Raw genomic sequence first — 16,618 nt, forward strand, 5'->3', positions numbered from 1 at the left:
TCGTTAAATTTCGACAGTGTCGCTTGCTCTTCCATACACAATTCTATTAAGTCGAGTTACTTCACTATTTAGATCATTGATTTTTGTTTTTTGAGCCGATTTTTCCTGCCTTAAATCTTCTTCTAACTGTGAAATTTTGTTAATGCCTCTCGTTCTTTCGCGTACGACCCTATCCAGCTCTCGTTCTTTTTCTATGAGTTGAGCTTTCGTTCTTTCAAGTTCACCTTTAAGTTCTTGTATAACTTGCTCAGAACCTACCGGTATATCATTCGTACTTGCCAAAGGTTGTAATGTATTTGCAGGAAATTTTTCATTTAGATAATTTGTAATAGATTCGATTGGATTATTAACACCCCTCAATGCAGCAGTAACAATTGCATGACTCATGAAGCAATTATCTTCTACTAATTTTTTTACATCATCTAAATCTTTTTTATTAATAGTAGCGGTTAATCGCTCTGTAATGGCTTGTTCAATTATTTGCTTCACCCACGAATTTTGCTCTATAGCTTGTATTGGCTTTATTTGACTAAAATCTAGCTCTTTATGTTTTAAAAGTTTTGTCAATACTTCTTTGTTATCTGATGTTATTCCTTGTAAACATGATTGAATAATTAAGCTAAGCGGCGTTTCTATTTCTTCATTTCGGCTTCTTTTCCAGCAATTAGGGTTAAACTCTTGATTTAATGGTCTTTTCGCTTGGTAAATGTTTCTGCTAGAAAGAGCACCTAACAACTCGTTTGCTTTTTGTGCTTTTTTAAATTCTAATTTTATTACGCGCTCAAATCCTCTTGCAATACAATCTTCAGGGCTTTTATATTCATAATTTTTGATATCAGTTTTTATATCTGGGTGCGTGAGCAATATTTTTACCACATCTTTAGCCCCAACTTGACAAGCAATATGTAAAGCTGTGTCTTTGCGCATATTAGATGTTGTTATAAATTCTGATATTTCACTTTGTGTACTAGGATCATATCTCGTCCGTGTTGTAGACACAGATTGCTTACTCTGAGCATTAATATTGATACTTCTGTTTTGTATAAGCAATTTAGCCATTTTCTCTAACGTAGCCTGTCCATCACCGCTGACAGCGCAGACATTGACAATAGACATCAAAGGTGTCATGCCCTCCTTATCAAACGCATTAACATCCGCACCTTCTTTCAGAGCTTGTTTAAAAGCTTCCGGGTTTTCGTTATCAATAGCCTTAAATAACTTTTGTGTTGGTTCATCGAGCTGTCTTGAAGTTGTCTGATTATATCTATAACCATTAGTATTTATCCCATCCCCTCCATAAAGCATATTAAACCTACCTAATAATTTACTAATATAATTATGAAAAAGAAAAGGAAAATTGCAAGCGATTTATTCAAAATCCTAGAATTAACTACGACTCTAAAAACTTTTCTGCATCAAGCGCAGCCATGCATCCTGTTCCTGCTGCAACTACTGCCTGACGATATACCTTATCTTGAACATCACCTGCAGCAAACACTCCTGCCCTACTAGTTAAAGTTGTTCCAGGTTTTGTAATGATGTAACCCTGCTCATCCATTTCAACAAAGCCTTTAAAAATACCCGTATTTGGTGCATGCCCGATTGCAATGAACACTCCATCCACTTTTAATTCTTGGGTTTTATCGATCTCTGCTGATTTAATCGCAATACCAGCAACCCTTTTTGGATTTTCTTCTCCAAGAATCTGCTCTACGGTATGGTTCCACATTACTTTTATTTTATCATTTTTAAAGAGCCTATCTTGCATTACTTTTTCCGCTCTTAATTTATCACGCCTGTGTATTAATATCACTTCTTTGGCAAATCGAGTTAAAAATATTGCTTCTTCAACAGCAGTGTTTCCACCACCAATCACAGCTACAACTTTATTCCTAAAAAATGCACCATCGCAAGTCGCACAAGCTGAAACCCCATAACCCTGAAATTTCTTTTCACTTTCTAAACCAAGCCACTTCGCTTGCGCACCAGATGCAATGATAATTGCATCTGAATAGTAGTCATTGATATTACCAGAAGATCTAAATCTATACTCATTAAAGTCCTCAAGTTGTTCAACGCTTTTTATCTCATCATCTATTATTTTTGCTCCAACCTTTTCTGCATGAAACCTCATTTGCTCCATTAGTTCTGGACCCTGTATTGAAACAAAACCAGGATAGTTTTCAACATCTGTAGTAATTGTAAGCTGACCACCAGGCTGCATTCCCGTTACTACAATTGGCTCTAAGTTTGCACGTGCTGCATATATAGCGGCAGCATAACCCGCTGCCCCAGATCCAATAATAAGAACTTTTGTACTAAATTTATAATTCTTCACTGTATGAGTTTAGATAATCAGCTACTCCTTCATCGCTTGCCTGCATTGCTGGCTTACCTTTCTTCCACCCTGCTGGACATACTTCACCATGCTCCTCATTATGTTGAATTGCATCAACGATTCTAACGAATTCATCGATATTACGCCCTAAAGAGAAATCATTTATCGATTGATGACGTACAATAAATTTATCATCAATAACGAAAGTTGCTCTCAGCGCAATTGAGTCATCATATAAGACCCCATAGTCTCTTGATATAGACTTTTTGATATCAGACACTAAAGTGTAGCTAATCTCTCCAATACCACCATCATTAACTGGAGTGTTTCGCCATTTATAATGTGAAAATTTTGAATCTACACTTATTCCTATCACTTTAACACCACGCTTTGCAAACTCATTTATTCTATTATTGAGCGATATCAATTCAGTTGGGCAAACAAAAGTAAAATCAAGTGGATAGAAAAAAAGGACAGCATACTTATTTTTTATGCGCTTACTCAGACAGAAATCATCAACAATTTCTCCGTCAGAGAGAACAGATGAAGCAGTAAAATCGATAGCAGATTTTGTTACAAGATTCATAATTAACCTATTCTTTTTAAATAACTTTAATTTTACATCTTGATAAACTTATATGCAAGTTTTCTTTGGTTTTAGTCCTATAAAAACTTCCTAAAATAGCTCTTCTTTTTTACCGATAAGATACAATCCAGGTTGGAATACTGAGTTGGTGAGTATAAAATTCTACGTCATGCCACCGCGAACCGTCATACCGCCACGGTATCTCAGCCGCTCACAAGTAGCGGGATGACGAGCTTATCGTCATGGCACCGCGAACCGTCATACCGCCACGAACCGTCATACCGCGATTCATTCGCGGTATCTCTAGATCCCCCTAACAAGTAGCGGGATGACGGTTGTCGTTTAGCTATAAATGTTAAAAAATTTGCCAAACGAAAAAAAAGGCAAAAGAAGCCCCGTGGTTGGCTAATTACTTACATTATACTTTCAAGTATGGCGTTTTTTTATTCTAAACGTTTAATAACCGCGATTCAGTTGCTTTTAAGCCGCAACTAATCTAAATTATAAACATTAAGAAATTTACTAAACAGAAAAAAAGGCAAAAGAAACCCTAGGGTAGCTAGTTATTCACTATCCATTTTTTAAGTTGGCGTTTTTTTATGTTTTAAATGCTTTATAAGCGCATTTTAGCTTATATTAGGTAAAAACCTAGAAGTTTTATAAAGACATAAGGTGCACATAGTGCAAAAAATTAAACATGAGACGCCAGATACGTGAGTTTTTTTGTCATTTAATCTGTACAGAGAAGATAAATAAATAGCTTCAGTTTTATGATAAGGGAGTTGGCGGAGTTTGTCAAGTAAGTTTTTCGCTTCTGCGGGCTACTTGAATAACGGCTACAATGTTCATACAGCTATGTACATAGCTGGAACCCAAAAAAAGAACCAAGTAGCCAAGCTACTTGGATGACAGAAGGTAATATAAGAAGTCTATTGGCTCTCGTATACCTTAGTGAAACTTAACAAGTTTATCTATAGTTTTAGTGATGATTCTTGGAGTATCCGGAGAAACTGCTGAGCTCAGCCTATTTAGTCGCTCTATAGCAAACTCGCTGTTCTCATTTGTTATGAAATCACATAAAATATTTTCTATATCCTTAGTAACACTTTCATGCTTCCTCAGAGGATGATTATGTGGATACCTATTGATGGTTCTGATGCTAGAATACTCAACAAAAGCTTGATCCTTAAAAGCAAGTTGTCTCAATTTCTCTTTGAATTTTCCTTCTTCCTCTTTTGCTAAAAGGCGAGACTTTATCAGTGATTTTATAATCAAATTTATAGCTTGATGCATTTCAGAATGCACTATAACTTTAATGGTATTTTCTTCTACTATACAATCATAAATACTTTTTTCGCTCTTTAGTGACTCTATAAGCGTTCTGCTATTTTGTGAATTCAATTCTAAATTCTCTTCACTCATAGGAGTTATTATGAAGGTGTTCTTACTCACTCTGATGTTAAATTGTGGAGAGCCTTCAGAAAAGGAAAATGCTACATCCTTAAATTCAAGTGCATGATTGTATGCAGCAAAAAGGGTGTGTGCTATAACACTGCTGGGCACCTTCATTCCATGTTTACTCAGGTGGTTCAATACATTTTCAACCTCATGATATGTAAAGTCTGTATCTTTTAGCAATTCAACAACTTCTATGCCGTTGTGTTGTTTATACTCTATTCTCACTTCTTCTGTAAAAAGTGTTTTAGCTGCTATATGTTTATCAAGCACTGTGAAAATCTTGACAAAATTCTCTAAATCTTGTTTGTTAACTAATTCGATACTAATTAAGTTTCTGCTAATAATTGAAATATTTTTTGTCATTTTTTCCCACTAAAAAAACTCACTGAATGAATTGTATTTTTAATTCATTAAGAATTGTTTAAAGTGAGCATACTAGTTTTCATTTACGTATTACACGACAAAACAAGATAAAAAGTTACATAAAATCATCATGTGGTATAACACACTCTCCACATTCATCATTGCTGTTTGTGTAGGTTGTGACATCAGTGTGATTGTCATTATTATTTAGCATATCATCCAACTTTCCTTCTTTTTCAAGATCCATCAATTTGTCACACCCCCCAATGTGCTTATCGTTGATAAAAATCTGTGGAACTGTTCTAACGTTATACTTTGATTTTATGTCGTTAAATAGATCTGAGTTTTTGAGCACATCAATTTCTTCATACTTCACACCTTTTTTATCTAGTAAATCCTTTCCCCTTATGCAGTATGGACAGCCCTTCTTTACATATATCACAACATTTTTCACAATTTATCTCCGTAGCTTACTAAAATATAGTTATTATATATAAGAAACATGTAAAAACATCAAATTGTATGAAAATTATTTATAATTGTGAGCAAGGAATAGAAAATAATATAGCACTAACCTTCGGAAATTTCGATGGCATTCATTTAGGACACGAGTTTGCAATTTCTACTCTAAAGAAGGTAGCACAAGAAAGAGGATTACCCTCTGCAGTTTTAACTTTTGAGCCTCACCCATCAACTGTTTTATTTGGTAGAAACAATTTTAGGTTAATAGACCAAGAACAAAAAAAGGAACTAATCAGCAGCTATGGTATAGATTACTTATATATTATTAATTTTAATAGAGGTTTTTCTGAGGTTAGCTGCGATGACTTTATCAGTGAGATTTTAATAGATAAATATGGCGCTAAACACATAATTGTCGGAGAAAATTGCACTTTTGGTCATAAACGATTGGGTAATATATTAACTCTAGAGAAATATTCTGAAATATATGGATACTCTTTGACTAAATTAGAGCCATTAACAATTGACGGCAAAATTTGCTCTTCTTCTTCAATAAGGGAGTATGTACAAAGGGGCGAAATAGAAATTGCTAATAAATTGCTCGGCAGGCCTTATCAAGTTTCTGGTGTTGTGACAAAAGGTGCATGTAGAGGTAGAGAAATAGGATTTCCAACCATAAATATTCCTATAGAAGATTGCATGATAAAACCTAAGTTTGGCACATATTACGCTAGAGTGACTTTTCCTGATAGTAATCCAAATTGGTTATATGGAGTAGTCAATATTGGTATGAGACCTACTTTTAAGGATCTGAAAAAGCCTATAATAGAAATGCACATATTCGATTTTGATGAAGACGTATATAGTCATAAAGTCAATATACAACTTTTAAAATTCATAAGGTCAGAAAAAAAATTCCATAGTATTGAGGAGTTAACAAAACAGATAAATTATGATATACTTAAAGTTTATAGGTTAAAGGCAAATTTATGAAAAAGTTATGCTTAGTTGTTATATTAATTATAGTATTGATTGACCAAACGAGCAAATTGTACATAAACTCATTGATTGATGAAGGAGAATCAATTAAGATCGCTAGTTTTATAAAACTAGTTGAAGTTTGGAATTCAGGTATTAGTTTTGGAATGTGTAGCGCTTTACCACATGGCGGTTTCTTTTTTTCAGCATTTTCAATACTAATAATTGGTATACTTGCATATTTGATATACAAGTCTGACGATCAGTCAACTTACCTTGGTTTTTCTCTGATGATTGGTGGAGCAATCGGAAACGTAGTTGATAGGATCTATTGGGGAGCTGTATATGATTTCATATATTTTCATATTGATGATTGGTATTGGCCAGCCTTTAATTTAGCAGATTTATCTATAGTTTGTGGAATGTTTACATTGTTATATAAGTGGTATATATACGATATGCTTATTTCTAAACAAAATGAGGAATAAAATAATTGTTTTTATATTAGGTCGAAATAATGCTTCATAAGTTTTTTAGTTTTCTTATACTACCTGTACTTTTTTTTACTTACCCAATTTCTTCGAATGCTTTAAACATAGAGCACAACATAAAATATACTAAACTCAGTAACGGACTAGATGTTTATGTTGTTTCTAATCATCGGATTCCAGCCGTTTTACATGCAGTAATATACAAAGTTGGGGGAATGGATGATCCAATCGGCAAAGCAGGATTGGCTCACTACTTTGAACATTTAATGTTTGAAACTACAGGGAAGTTCACAGATATAGAAGCCACTATGAGTAGCATTGGGGCTCAATTTAACGCATTTACCACTAAAGAATATACCTGTTATTTTGAGTTGATCCCCAAAAAAGATTTACCACTTGCAATGGAAGTTGAAGCAGATAGAATGGGCAGCTTTAATGTTACTCAAGACAAAATAGATAGAGAAAAAAACATCGTATTAGAAGAAAGAAAGATGAGATTTGATAACCAACCTCATAACTTGTTATGGGAAGAAATGGATAGTGCATTTTACCGTACTGGCTATGGTAGGTCTGTTATCGGCTGGGAGAGCGATATCAAAACTTACAATTTGGATGACATAACGAGGTTTCATGATAACTATTATCACTCCGGCAATGCAATATTACTGATTGTGGGTGATGTGGAACTTGATGAAGTAGTGAAATTAGCAGAAGAAAAATATGGCGAAATTAAAGCTAAGCCTGTAATGAGAAATTACCCAAATCAGGATCCAGTGCATAATGCAGGTCTATCGGTGACCTTAGAGAGCACTGAAGTAAAAGAATCAGTTTTATATTTTCGTTATCGTGTTCCCTTATTTGATCACATAAATGAAGCCTCTGCTGCTCATTTAGCGGTTGACATTTTAGGTGGCGGCAAATCCAGCAAACTGTATAAAGATTTGGTTTTAGATAAAGATGTGGCAGTATCAGTGTTTGCTTATTATAATAGCCTAGCTTTTAGTGATGGCTACATTGATATTATGATAATTCCAAAAAGTGGCGCTAATTTAGATATTGTTGAAAGAGAGTTAGATAATGCTATTAATGGCTTCGTATCTAAAGGGGTGACGAGCGAGGAATTACAAAGCTCAAAATATAGGTATAAGGCAGCACAGTTTGATAATCTATCTGACTTAACTCATATAGCGATGTTCTATGTGCCACACCTTGCACTTGGTATTCCACTTGATGAAATAGATATTTCATATAGCAAGATTAATGATGTCAATCTAGAGGATGTAAATAATAAAATCCGTGCTATTTTTTCTGCTAATAAGTTAATTGGTCGTTTATTACCAAAAGGAGATAATAATGAGAATAAGTAAAATTATATTTCTATTTTTTTTCTGTCTAGGCTTTAATTTACAAGCAAGTGGTAACCTAAATATAGAGGAGGTCACTACCCGTAAAGGATTTAAGTTTTTATTTGTAGAAAATCATGATTTGCCAAAAGTTTCACTAAATATATCGTTCAAGGATGCAGGTTATGTGTATGAGAATAAGGAAAAACAGGGGCTTGCTTGGTTTACTTCTCTTGTAATCCAAGAAGGGGCAGGAAAAAATGATGCCAAAGATTTTGCGAAAAAGCTTGAAGATAAAGGGATTAGTTTAAATTTTATTGCTGATTTAGAAGCATTTAGGGTTTCATTAAATACTTTGTCTGACAATCTAGAGGAAGCAATTTCATTACTGAGCGATACTATAATGCGTCCTAAAGTTGACCCTGAAGGGTTGAATAGAGTTTTCGAGAAAGCCAAAGTTGATTTTAATAATCTTGAAAAAAATCCTTATTTTGTTGCTGGAAAAGAATTAGATACGTTATTGTTTAAAAAACATCCTTACTCAAAAAGTGTGTACGGTACTCTTGATACTATAATGAGCATTACTAGAGACGATGTTTTAACATACATAAAGCGTAATTTTGCTAAAGATAACATAGTTATCAGTGTTGCTGGTTGTACAAAAAAAGAAGAAATTATTACGCTATTAGATAAATATTTATCTAAATTGCCGTCAAAAAGATCAAAAGTTAGAAAAATACCTGTAAAAAATAATTTTGGTTCTGCAGAAAGTAAGAATATTTTTATGGATATACCACAGAGTGTGATACTTTTTGCTCAAAAAGGTATAGCTTATGAAGATCCTAATTATTATAACGCTGGTGTCTTAATTGATGCACTTGGTGGCATGAGGCTGAATTCAATATTAATGACAGAACTGAGGCAAAACTTGGGTATTACTTATGGTGTTTATGCAAGTATTATTTCCAATAAACATGGAAATATTATATCTGGATTTATAAGTACTGATAGTTCTACTGCTGGCAAAGCTATATCAGCAGTAAAAGATACATTTAGCAGAATAAAAAAGCAAGGAATTGACGAACAATTGTTCAAGGATGCAAAAATTGGCTTGGTAAATAATCTTGTCCTTTTCCTGTCCAATAACACAAATACAGCAACGCTGCTAGATAATATGCAGATAAATGATCGTGATGTTAACCGTATAAATAATTATGCGAATATCATTAATGATGTTAAATTAGAGGAAGTAAACGAACTGGCAAGTTCTTTACTGGAACCTGAAAATTTATTTTTTGTTGAAGTTGGAAAAAACGCTCAAGGTCAATAATTATTACAGTCATATATCTTCTGCTATTGACCTTACTGCTTCTACATAACACTTATGCTCCTCAGCTAGAATGCGTTCTGAGAGGCTTTGAATATCATCAGCTGGTAACACTGGTACAACAACTTGAGCAATTATGGCTCCAGCATCAACTTCAGGAGTGACATAATGTACAGTACAACCTGTAATTTTTACACCTGCTTTTAGAGCTTGCTCTTGAGCGTTTAGGCCTTTAAAAGACGGAAGTAAAGAGGGATGAATATTTATCACCTTGTTATGCCATTTACTCAGAAAATCAGCTTTGAGAATTCTCATAAACCCTGCAAGGCAAATTAAATCAACCTTATGTTGAACAAGTATTTCGTGAATTTTACCAGCATCAAGCGGTTTATCTTTAACAATAAACGCTGAGATTCCTGCTTGCTCTGCTATTTTCAGACCAGCAGCTTCGCTATTATTTGTGATAACACATGCAACTTCTGCGGAAAAATTCTGATCTTGACATGCTTCTATTAAGGCCTGCATATTCGACCCCCTACCTGAAATTAGTATTCCGAGTTTTATCTTTTTCATTATAGCACAGTTAGTTTAGAATTTAGTTAATACTAACAAAACAGCTCAAAAGGAAAACTTATTTTATAGCAAAGAAGGCAGACTAAACTCTTTATATAAGTGGACCTCTAATTTTGGACCTCACTGGACAACACAAAATAACGAATAGCCCCATGTACCCAGCTAAAACTAGCTTTAATGCTTAGATATTGTGCTATTTTTGTATAATATACTACTATAAGTATATATTTTTGTAATCGCGTTATTATTTATTTAACAAAGTATTAGTATAATTTATTACACTGGATTAAATGGAGAAAGTTCAATGAGTAAATTACCGAACAATGCAAAAATAGGTAAATCTCAGGTTATTCAGTGGGAGGTAATAAAAAATTGTGAATATGCTGATAATTGCTTGTCAAAAATAGTAACTTTGTACGTTATTAGAATAACTCAGCTATCAGATTTTTATACGAGTGACGAACCTGAAATTAACACTGTTTTAGCAAGAATAAGCGTGACAAGTGAAAACGTATTTTTAAACAAGGCTACTACTATTGAAGTTATGGAAGGTATTTTTCCGTATAAATTCAACAGCAAGAAGAGAAATAACGTATTAAGGTTAGAAGATTTGTATAATTATTTATGTTCTATTGTTAACAATAGCCTTCCAAAAGAAATGCTTGAAAGTCTTGTAAGGGAATATAAGGATGCTGTTAACTTATTTAAAGCAATTACTTAACTGAACGTAGTATTTTTAAGATTTTATTTTCTATTTCAGAAATGCCGCTTTCAAGATCTTTATCTATCAAATACATGGTAGAGAAATATGTTTTCTGCTTACTTTCAACATTGATAGTTAAAGTTCCGGGAGTGATTGTGACTGAATTGGCAAATAACGCAATGCTTTCATCATTATGCCCTTTGCATTTTCTTAGAATAATGATTGGCTCAAGCTTAGATTTGAGTTGTAGCACCTTTTTTGTTACATAAACACTTGATAAAATGATTTGGTACATTAACCATGGTATATAACTTACTAACTTATAAAACGACAGTCTACTCGTACTATTTAAAATCTGGCTAAGAGCTCTTTCAGCGTTTATCAACCTTCTAAAGATAAACGATGTGAATATAGAGGAAAATACTCCACAAAAAATAAAAAACGGCTCAAAATAACCAGACAATACAGTCCATAGAACAAATAAAATTATAAATGACAGAGAAAAAAACTTGATTTCCTTCCTAAAGTTGAGGTTTTTCATAGTCTGTAATATAACTTAAATGACTCTTTAAGGAAAGATAATAACGAATATTTAGGTTCTTGACTTCTATGTTAAAAGATATAATAACTAAGTGATGTATTTTAAGTGAGAAAGTTATGAAATATGACAAATTTATGGAAATATTAAAAAAAATAAATGACCTTTCAGATTTGAGCAAGGACAATATAGTTGAAAAAATAAAAGCTAAGTTACAAGAAGAAGATCCAGATTTATGTCAAAAGTGGGAAAAGAGTAAACCTGACAACGATAGTGGATCTGGCATAAATTACATATTTACTATATCTCGTGGTCAAAATTCTCAGGAAGTCAAATTGTTACATTTTGCTTCTTATTGGAACTGTGCAAATGTAGCAAAAGCTCTGATTGAAAACGGGGCAGATATTAATGCAGAACATGATAATAAAATTACTCCTTTACATCTTGCTGCTCACTATGGCCACAAAGAGATAGTACAAGTTCTATCAAAAGCAGAAGGAATCAACGTTGATGCAAAAGATAGTGATGGGTTGACTCCTTTACATCTTGCTACTGCAAATAGCCATAAGGATGTAGTAGAAACTCTAATTGCAAACAAAGTAAATGTTAATGCAGAAGATGATGATAGATGTACACCTTTACATCTTGCTGCTGAAGCGAACCACATAGAGGTAGTAAAAATTCTAGTTGAGAAAGCAGATGTTAATATAAAGGATGCTGATAGATGGACTCCTTTGCATGTTGCTGCTGCAAATGGCCATAAGGATGTAGTAGAAACTCTAATTGCAAACAAAGTAAATGTTAATGCAGAAGATGATGATAGATGTACACCTTTACATCTTGCTGCTGAAGCGAACCACATAGAGGTAGTAAAAATTCTAGTTGAGAAAGCAGATGTTAATATAAAGGATGCTGATAGATGGACTCCTTTGCATGTTGCTGCTGCAAATGGCCACGAAGATGTAGTAAAAACTCTAATCGCAAAAGGAGCAAAGGTTAAGGCAAAAAATGGTGATAGACATACTCCTTTACATTTTGCTGCTCAAAATGGCCACGAAGGTATAGTAAAAGTTCTGCTAGAAGCTGGAGCAGACCCTTCATTAAAAGATGTTGATGGAAAAACGCCAAGAGACCTCACTAAAGATCAAGGTATAATTCAGCTTTTAGAGGAAGCGGAAAAAAAGCAAACGTTAAAAAATGAGAATAAAAAAACGCCAAAGGATCTTACTGAAAATAAAGATGTAATGCAGCTTCCAGAGAAAAAGGAAGAAAAACAAATTGGAAAAAATGCAATTGTGAAAGAAAAAGAACAATCTGCAAAAAATGCAATTGTAAAAGGTGTTATTGTGTGTTTTGTAACTGCAGTGATAGTTGGTGTTGCACTTGCATTTGCTACTGCCCTATCTGTACCAGCAATAATTGGACTAGCTGCAGGATCTGCGCTCATAGTTGGTGCTGGTCAATATATAATGTCAAAGCCTAAACCTGAAATGAAAGAAGTAAAGGAACCTGTGCCTAGAGAGACAGAAAAAGCACTTACTTGATTTTTGTTATCCTGTTGCTATCAGACTAGCCTGGCACCTTATATTTATTGGGATAACTGTTTTATTATGAATTAAGTCAAAAACTCTGTAATATATTGAAGCTTAAAGATATCTTTAGATATGGAAGTTATTGCAGAAAATAGGAAAGCAAGGTTTGAATATTTCATCTTAGAAGAATTTGAAGCGGGTATGGTCTTATTAAGCAGTGAAGTTAAATCGCTAAGAGAAAGAAAAGTAAATATTTCCGACGCCTACGTTGTTGAAAAGAATAGCGAAGTATGGCTGCACAATATGCATATTGCAGAATATAAAGCTGCGAACCGAAAAAATCATAAACCAAAAAGGGAACGTAAATTACTCTTGCATAAAAAGGAGATAAATAAACTAATTGGTCAAATCAAGACTGCTGGGATAACTGTTGTGCCGCTTTCGGTCTATTTTAACGATAAAGGATTTGCAAAAACTAAAATTGCCATTGTAAAAGGAAAAAAACTCTACGATAAGAGAGCAACCATAAAACAGAGAGAGTGGGATCGTGAAAAAAGTAGATTGTCTAAGAATAATTTATAGCAAAATATGTCTTTAAATCCAGTAATTTTCAGCATCGGTCCTGTTTCTATATATTGGTATTCCTTAGCCTACGTTTTGGGTATAGTGTTTGCATATTGGTATTTACATAAGCTAGATGACCAAAAAATATTTACTAAGAATTTTTACGATTCGTTATTAACAGCCACTATTGTAGGTATTATCCTTGGAGGTAGACTTGGCTACGTATTGATATATGATCCAGTTCTTTATATAAGCAACCCTATTGAGATATTGAAGACCTGGGAAGGAGGGATGTCATTTCATGGTGGTGCTATAGGAGTTTTGCTTGCAGTAATAATTTCGTGTAAAAGACATAATATCCCTACATTTTATGCACTGGACCTAGTTTCTTGCGGAGTTCCCATAGGTTTATTTTTAGGTCGCATAGGCAATTTTATAAACGGAGAGTTATTTGGCAGAGTTACAACTATGCCATGGGGTATGGTATTTCCAGAGAGTGGTGATAATTTGCTGCATCATCCAAGCCAGCTTTATGAGGCACTTTTTGAAGGACTGCTACTTTTTGCAGTTGCAAATTCACTGTTTTTCTTAACTAGAATAAGACTGTATCACGGTGCGTTAACTGGTATTGCAGTTATGTGGTATGGAATAGCACGTTTTTTCGTTGAGTTTTTTCGCGAACCAGACTATCAAATTGGCTATTTGTGGCTTGATTTAACTATGGGGCAGTTGCTTTCTATACCTATGGTTTTGCTAGGAATGCTTGTATATCTAGGCGCATTAAATTTAAAATTTAATACGAAATCTGTCACATAGAGAAAAGGTGAGTTCAATAGAAAAATGTAGCCAGAAGCCCCACATTATGCACAATTGTACGAATTTTCTGCGTTGCAGTAGAATGAATCGGTGGGCTTTGTTGCATCGCTAGCTATGATGGATTAAAGATAAAAAAGGTGGAGAATATCAGCAGCTTATTATTCTGGTATTTATAACAAGAACGGTCAGTGAATACCTAAATTTGAGTAAAAGAAATTTCACTACCACTCACTAATCTGGCTAAAATTCAAGAATTTCAATGCTTTAGCTATTTTCAATAGAATTAAATTTATTAATATAAATAACAAATTACTATTCTTAAATTTGATCAGATTGATTGCAAAAAAACAAGATTTTCAATAAGTTGCTTATAATCCTAATTATAGTTAGCCTTTCATAAGTAGCGATGCAACAAAGCCATCCAAGTGTCAGCTACTTTCATGACACCATTTGCTGTGCAGTTTACCTTCAAAAATGAATGTTCGTACAGCTATGGAATGAATCGCGGTATGACGTAGCTTCGCTATAGGCAATGAAGGAAATATTAACTATACTTCTTTTTACCATTGTTTATATTTCCTATTCACATATATTAATATTTTACTCACTTAAAGTAAGCTAACTACCGTTATTAATATTTTTGTAATAAAAATTGTATATGGTGCATGTAATCAAATTAAGAGGAAGATTGTGGAAATTACGCCATCAATAAAAAAAGAATTGAAGCAAAGTACTCTATATGTTTGCCTAGAAAAATGCAAAAGTGCATTTTGGTTTATCTTTTGGTTTAGTGCGGGAATCAATTTATTAATGTTATTCCTACCACTTTATACCTCTCAAGTGCTTGATCGAGTGATATCGAGCGAAAGTGTATCAACACTAACTATGCTGACAATTATCACTTTATCTGCATTTGCATGTTCTGCAATGCTTGAAACTTGTCGATATTTAGCCATGGCAAAAATAGGTGATTGGATCGATAAAACTGCAACACCAGATCTGATAGTAAGGTCAATCAGGCTAACGTCAGTGCAGAGCTCAACTTCAAGTGGTGAAGCAATACGAGATCTCGGAGTGATAAAAAATTTCATTACAGGAAATGGTATATTCTCACTGTTTGATACTCCATGGTCGTTAATTTACCTTGTTGTGATTTTCATGATACATACCTCCACGGGGTTTATAGCTATTACTGGAATTATTATATTAGTCTCTATGGCAATATGGAATGAACTTGCCACTAAACGAATATTACAAGAAACCAACGAAGAAACTATACGGAATATCAATGCTATAGATGTTGCAACAAGAAATGCAGAAGTGGTTGAAGCTATGGGCATGTCAGAATTCATAGTCTCTGATTGGTGTAAACGAAATGATCAGAACCGAGCAATGCAAATTAAAGCACAAAATCGCTCTAATGTAATTACTGGAATCACTAAATTTTTGCGCTCAACTCTGCAAATATCAGTAATTGGAACAGGTGCATTACTTGCAATCACAGCTCATAAGACTGCCGGTAGCATCATCGCTGCTTCAATTTTAATGGGTAGAGTATTAGCACCATTTGACGCTGCGGTTCATACTTGGAAGTTTTTAAATCAGGCTAGAATGTCATATGGAAGGCTACAAAGACTTATATTAACATCGCCAAAAAGAGAGCAAACGATGGCTCTACCAGAACCTGAAGGAAAATTGGAATTTGATAGAGTATTTTTTACTCCTTATGGAAGCAATAAGCCGACAGTAAAAGGAATATCATTCATTATAGATCCTGGAGATGTAGTTGGTGTTATTGGTGCAAGTGCTTCTGGTAAATCCACTATCGCAAAATTAACTGTTGGTGTATGGAAGCCAATATCTGGTGTAGTCAGACTAGATGGCGCTGATGTATATACTTGGAATCGAGAAAATTTTGGTAATTATGTTGGCTACTTACCTCAGGATATTGAGTTATTTAACACTAGTGTCAAAGCTAATATTGCTCGCATGAGGCCAGATCCAAATCCTGAAGAAATAATCAAAGCAGCAAAAATTGCAGGAATACATGAACTAATACTAAGCTTACCAAATGGATATGATACAACAATAGGAGGTCCTGGAGGAGTAACGCTCTCTGGCGGCCAAAAACAGCTTCTTGGACTTGCCAGAGCTTTTTATGGTCACACAAAACTTTTAGTACTTGATGAACCAAACGCTAACTTAGATAGCAATGGAGAGGCATGCTTAATTAATGCAATTGGCATTGCAAGAAAACAAAATACTACTACTGTTATCATCACTCACAAGCTACCGTTATTGTCCGTAGTTGATAAGGTGATCCTCATGTCAGATGGTATCATTTACGCTATGGGACCAAAAGATGAGATTTTGAGCAAATTAGTTGCTCCATCATCAAGTACCACAGAAGATGAGCGCTCTTCAGCAAATGGTTAGTTTACTTACAATAAATTCTGTATCTGAAATAACAACTGTTCCAGAAAAATATATATTTCTTTACCATTAGAAATAATATTACAAGAATAGTAAATAGATTAATAACTCTT

16 protein-coding genes are annotated in these 16,618 nt (G+C 34.0%); 9 read left to right on the forward strand and 7 right to left on the reverse strand.

The window, feature by feature from the left end; all coding sequences use genetic code 11:
* Positions 1-3: 3 nt before the first annotated feature.
* From L0Z58_RS03735 to grxC, 5 genes are all read right to left on the reverse strand, one after another.
* A complete protein-coding gene (locus L0Z58_RS03735; protein WP_010962813.1) occupies positions 4-1,305 on the reverse strand; it encodes an ankyrin repeat domain-containing protein in 1,302 nt (433 codons plus the stop codon).
* Positions 1,306-1,390: 85 nt separating this feature from the next.
* Positions 1,391-2,338: a thioredoxin-disulfide reductase gene (gene trxB, locus L0Z58_RS03740; RefSeq protein ID WP_010962814.1), complete on the reverse strand. Its 948-nt coding sequence runs from the start codon at positions 2,336-2,338 to the stop codon at positions 1,391-1,393.
* Positions 2,325-2,924, reverse strand: a complete 600-nt coding sequence (locus L0Z58_RS03745) for a peroxiredoxin (protein WP_010962815.1) — start codon at positions 2,922-2,924, stop codon at positions 2,325-2,327. Before L0Z58_RS03745 ends, trxB begins: the two co-directional genes overlap by 14 nt.
* Positions 2,925-3,872: 948 nt before the next feature.
* Positions 3,873-4,745: a hypothetical protein gene (locus tag L0Z58_RS03750; protein WP_010962816.1), complete on the reverse strand. Its 873-nt coding sequence runs from the start codon at positions 4,743-4,745 to the stop codon at positions 3,873-3,875.
* Positions 4,746-4,860: 115 nt separating this feature from the next.
* On the reverse strand, positions 4,861-5,199 hold the full coding sequence (grxC, locus tag L0Z58_RS03755) for a glutaredoxin 3 (protein WP_010962817.1): 339 nt from the start codon (positions 5,197-5,199) through the stop codon (positions 4,861-4,863).
* A gap of 68 nt (positions 5,200-5,267) precedes the next feature.
* On the opposite strand from grxC, the gene ribF reads away from it, so the two are divergent.
* The 4 genes from ribF to L0Z58_RS03775 are packed head-to-tail and all read left to right on the forward strand — an operon-like array spanning position 5,268 to position 9,349.
* Positions 5,268-6,200, forward strand: coding sequence for a riboflavin biosynthesis protein RibF (ribF, locus tag L0Z58_RS03760; protein ID WP_010082493.1), 933 nt, complete (start codon positions 5,268-5,270; stop codon positions 6,198-6,200).
* On the forward strand, positions 6,197-6,673 hold the full coding sequence (gene lspA / locus L0Z58_RS03765; RefSeq protein ID WP_010962818.1) for a signal peptidase II: 477 nt from the start codon (positions 6,197-6,199) through the stop codon (positions 6,671-6,673). The genes ribF and lspA overlap by 4 nt, the downstream gene beginning before the upstream one ends.
* Positions 6,674-6,702: 29 nt before the next feature.
* Positions 6,703-8,043 carry a M16 family metallopeptidase gene (locus L0Z58_RS03770; RefSeq protein ID WP_010082492.1) on the forward strand — a complete coding sequence of 447 codons (1,341 nt, stop codon included), beginning with the start codon at positions 6,703-6,705 and terminating at the stop codon, positions 8,041-8,043.
* Positions 8,030-9,349 (forward strand): M16 family metallopeptidase, encoded by a 1,320-nt coding sequence (locus tag L0Z58_RS03775; RefSeq protein WP_010962819.1) that lies wholly within the window; start codon positions 8,030-8,032, stop codon positions 9,347-9,349. The genes L0Z58_RS03770 and L0Z58_RS03775 overlap by 14 nt, the downstream gene beginning before the upstream one ends.
* Positions 9,350-9,358: 9 nt before the next feature.
* Here the strand turns inward: L0Z58_RS03775 and purN are convergent, their stop codons facing one another.
* Entirely contained in the window at positions 9,359-9,919 is a 561-nt protein-coding gene (gene purN, locus L0Z58_RS03780; protein WP_010082490.1) for a phosphoribosylglycinamide formyltransferase, read from the reverse strand.
* A gap of 304 nt (positions 9,920-10,223) precedes the next feature.
* Between purN and L0Z58_RS03785 the strand changes: the two genes are divergently transcribed.
* Positions 10,224-10,640, forward strand: coding sequence for a hypothetical protein (locus L0Z58_RS03785; protein WP_010962820.1), 417 nt, complete (start codon positions 10,224-10,226; stop codon positions 10,638-10,640).
* On the opposite strand, the gene L0Z58_RS03790 is transcribed toward L0Z58_RS03785, so the two are convergent.
* On the reverse strand, positions 10,633-11,163 hold the full coding sequence (locus L0Z58_RS03790; protein WP_010962821.1) for a Na+/H+ antiporter subunit E: 531 nt from the start codon (positions 11,161-11,163) through the stop codon (positions 10,633-10,635). The two genes, L0Z58_RS03785 and L0Z58_RS03790, sit on opposite strands and share 8 nt — an antisense overlap.
* Before the next feature lie 116 nt (positions 11,164-11,279).
* Between L0Z58_RS03790 and L0Z58_RS03795 the strand changes: the two genes are divergently transcribed.
* The 4 genes from L0Z58_RS03795 to L0Z58_RS03810 all read left to right on the forward strand — a co-directional run bounded on the left by L0Z58_RS03795 (position 11,280) and on the right by L0Z58_RS03810 (position 16,508).
* Positions 11,280-12,704 (forward strand): ankyrin repeat domain-containing protein, encoded by a 1,425-nt coding sequence (locus tag L0Z58_RS03795; RefSeq protein ID WP_010962822.1) that lies wholly within the window; start codon positions 11,280-11,282, stop codon positions 12,702-12,704.
* Positions 12,705-12,824: 120 nt separating this feature from the next.
* Positions 12,825-13,274 (forward strand): SsrA-binding protein SmpB, encoded by a 450-nt coding sequence (gene smpB / locus L0Z58_RS03800; RefSeq protein ID WP_007548863.1) that lies wholly within the window; start codon positions 12,825-12,827, stop codon positions 13,272-13,274.
* 6 nt (positions 13,275-13,280) lie between these two features.
* The gene (gene lgt / locus L0Z58_RS03805; RefSeq protein WP_010962823.1) at positions 13,281-14,072 is read left to right on the forward strand and encodes a prolipoprotein diacylglyceryl transferase; all 792 of its coding nucleotides are present in this window, start codon (positions 13,281-13,283) and stop codon (positions 14,070-14,072) included.
* 690 nt (positions 14,073-14,762) lie between these two features.
* On the forward strand, positions 14,763-16,508 hold the full coding sequence (locus L0Z58_RS03810) for a type I secretion system permease/ATPase (RefSeq protein WP_010962824.1): 1,746 nt from the start codon (positions 14,763-14,765) through the stop codon (positions 16,506-16,508).
* Positions 16,509-16,618: the final 110 nt, after the last annotated feature.

The sequence above is a fragment of the Wolbachia endosymbiont of Aedes aegypti genome, assembly GCF_021496215.1.
Lineage (GTDB): Bacteria > Pseudomonadota > Alphaproteobacteria > Rickettsiales > Anaplasmataceae > Wolbachia > Wolbachia pipientis.

What these genes read in the sequence shown, in the direction of transcription:
- L0Z58_RS03735 (WP_010962813.1), bottom strand. Translation starts at nt 1,305, where the DNA reads ATGCTTTATGGAGGGGATGGGATAAATACTAATGGTTATAGATATAAT.
- L0Z58_RS03745 (WP_010962815.1), bottom strand. Translation starts at nt 2,924, where the DNA reads ATGAATCTTGTAACAAAATCTGCTATCGATTTTACTGCTTCATCTGTT.
- L0Z58_RS03750 (WP_010962816.1), bottom strand. Translation starts at nt 4,745, where the DNA reads ATGACAAAAAATATTTCAATTATTAGCAGAAACTTAATTAGTATCGAA.
- ribF (WP_010082493.1), top strand. Translation starts at nt 5,268, where the DNA reads ATGAAAATTATTTATAATTGTGAGCAAGGAATAGAAAATAATATAGCA.
- lspA (WP_010962818.1), top strand. Translation starts at nt 6,197, where the DNA reads ATGAAAAAGTTATGCTTAGTTGTTATATTAATTATAGTATTGATTGAC.
- L0Z58_RS03770 (WP_010082492.1), top strand. Translation starts at nt 6,703, where the DNA reads ATGCTTCATAAGTTTTTTAGTTTTCTTATACTACCTGTACTTTTTTTT.
- L0Z58_RS03775 (WP_010962819.1), top strand. Translation starts at nt 8,030, where the DNA reads ATGAGAATAAGTAAAATTATATTTCTATTTTTTTTCTGTCTAGGCTTT.
- purN (WP_010082490.1), bottom strand. Translation starts at nt 9,919, where the DNA reads ATGAAAAAGATAAAACTCGGAATACTAATTTCAGGTAGGGGGTCGAAT.
- L0Z58_RS03785 (WP_010962820.1), top strand. Translation starts at nt 10,224, where the DNA reads ATGAGTAAATTACCGAACAATGCAAAAATAGGTAAATCTCAGGTTATT.
- L0Z58_RS03790 (WP_010962821.1), bottom strand. Translation starts at nt 11,163, where the DNA reads ATGAAAAACCTCAACTTTAGGAAGGAAATCAAGTTTTTTTCTCTGTCA.
- L0Z58_RS03795 (WP_010962822.1), top strand. Translation starts at nt 11,280, where the DNA reads ATGAAATATGACAAATTTATGGAAATATTAAAAAAAATAAATGACCTT.
- smpB (WP_007548863.1), top strand. Translation starts at nt 12,825, where the DNA reads ATGGAAGTTATTGCAGAAAATAGGAAAGCAAGGTTTGAATATTTCATC.
- lgt (WP_010962823.1), top strand. Translation starts at nt 13,281, where the DNA reads ATGTCTTTAAATCCAGTAATTTTCAGCATCGGTCCTGTTTCTATATAT.